Raw genomic sequence first — 1,609 nt, 5'->3', positions numbered from 1 at the left:
CACCTCGCGCGCCCCAAGCGTCGCTCGAATGGTCAGTACGGCTGTCCTATCTCGCTAATGATGACAGAAACGCGGCGTCGATACAAGCGGTCGCGCAGCGCCGCAGCAATTCTAGAAGTAGGAACCTTCTCGACGTTCACGGGCTGTCTCCGGCTTTTATGAGGTCCGGTGGGATCGAGAAGGTGGCGAGGGATTGGAGGAAAACCAGCCAGGAGGGAAAGATTACGTAGGCGCTCAACATGAGGATGTGGGCGAAGAAGCTGGTTCGCTTGACCGCCGCTTCGCGAGCGGCCTGCCAGGGTGGTTCGAGCAGTTCGAGCACGGTGTGCCAGGCGAAGGCGAGCAGATTGAGGGCCGCCAGCGTCATCGCGAGAAACCTCTGGCCATGGCCGAAATTGTGTTCGAGTTCGTAGCCGTGGTTTTTCAACACGTTGAAGCTCTCGTTTTCGATCTTCCATCGCGCCCGACCGCAGGCGACGATCTCGGCTACATTGTCCTTGGAGACGGGAAGGCTGGTCACCCAGGCCATGGAATATTTGACCTTGCCCTTGGCGTCGACAATCTCGAAGCCAATCCAGTTGACCAGGATCGCGTCCTTGCCGTCGCGCAGCGGTACCGCCTCGATCCAGCGATAACGGAGCGTCTCTTTCGTATTGCGGCGGCGGACTTTCTCCTCGTGGCGACGGAACTCGGCCCCGTCGATGAAGTCGTACAGCGTCTTGTGGGAAGTCGGCTTGCAAGTGAAGATGAAATCGTCGCCGGCATCCGTGATCATCTTGGCGACGGGATGGCAGGCGAACAGATCGTCGCCGAGGAACACGGGGCGCAACGGCGCCAGCCGCGCGCCGTGCTTGGCGAACCAGCGCCTGACAGCGTTGCGTTCGCAGTCCTGCTTTTCGGCGCCATCCTGGGGCGCGATGAATTCCGGCGCCAACGGCACGACCTTGGAGTGGCCGGGCGTCACGACCGTCGCCGACAGCATAGAATGATAGCTCTCGGTCTTGCCGTTGGCGCGCTTGCGCGTCAGGCAGTGCGGGCAGCCGAGTTTCTGCGAGCAGAAGAACTCGGTTCCGTCCAAGGCGATCAGGGTCCTTCCGCCCAGCCGGCCGAAGGCTTGCCGCATCGGCGGCTCGCTCAACAGCGCCTCCATACGTTCGAAACAGGGCTGCAGGAGCGCGGGGTCCGCCTCGTCCAGAAAGTCGCGGATGTAATTGTCGGAGGGAATTCGGCCGATGCCGAACAACGTCCGGCAATTGGAGCGGCCGTGGCCTTTCTCCATCGTGCGCTGGTAGGCCAGAAACGACGCGCTCTGCATGAAGAACATCGCAAACGCCGACAGACCGAAATCCGCGACCGCAATGTTGCCGCCTCGCCCCTTGCGCGGGTCGGAAAAAGTCGCACAAACCGCCTGCAATTCAGATAAAAGGGAGGGCAAGAGCTGCATCCCAACCCTGAATCAGACTTTGGCTGATTCGCGAATCCCAAAAATTTCAATATTTCGTACTTTTAGAATTGCTGCTCGGCGCTAACCCGCTTATCGTCGGCAAGGACATTCGATTGAATACGCGTAAGACCTTGTTGGACGCGTTTCACTTCCTTGGGCTTGATC

General features: G+C 59.8%; 1 protein-coding gene. It reads right to left on the bottom strand.

All coding sequences use genetic code 11. The features are described from left to right. Window positions 1–136 precede the first annotated feature (136 nt). The gene (locus VGN12_08720) at window positions 137–1,435 is read right to left on the bottom strand and encodes an ISNCY family transposase (protein HEY4309520.1); all 1,299 of its coding nucleotides are present in this window, start codon (window positions 1,433–1,435) and stop codon (window positions 137–139) included. Window positions 1,436–1,609 lie beyond the last annotated feature (174 nt).

Source organism: Pirellulales bacterium (assembly GCA_036499395.1).
Classification (GTDB): domain Bacteria; phylum Planctomycetota; class Planctomycetia; order Pirellulales; family JACPPG01; genus JACPPG01.
The sequence above is the reverse complement of the archived record's forward strand: the minus strand, read 5'-3'. Positions and strand labels throughout refer to the sequence as shown.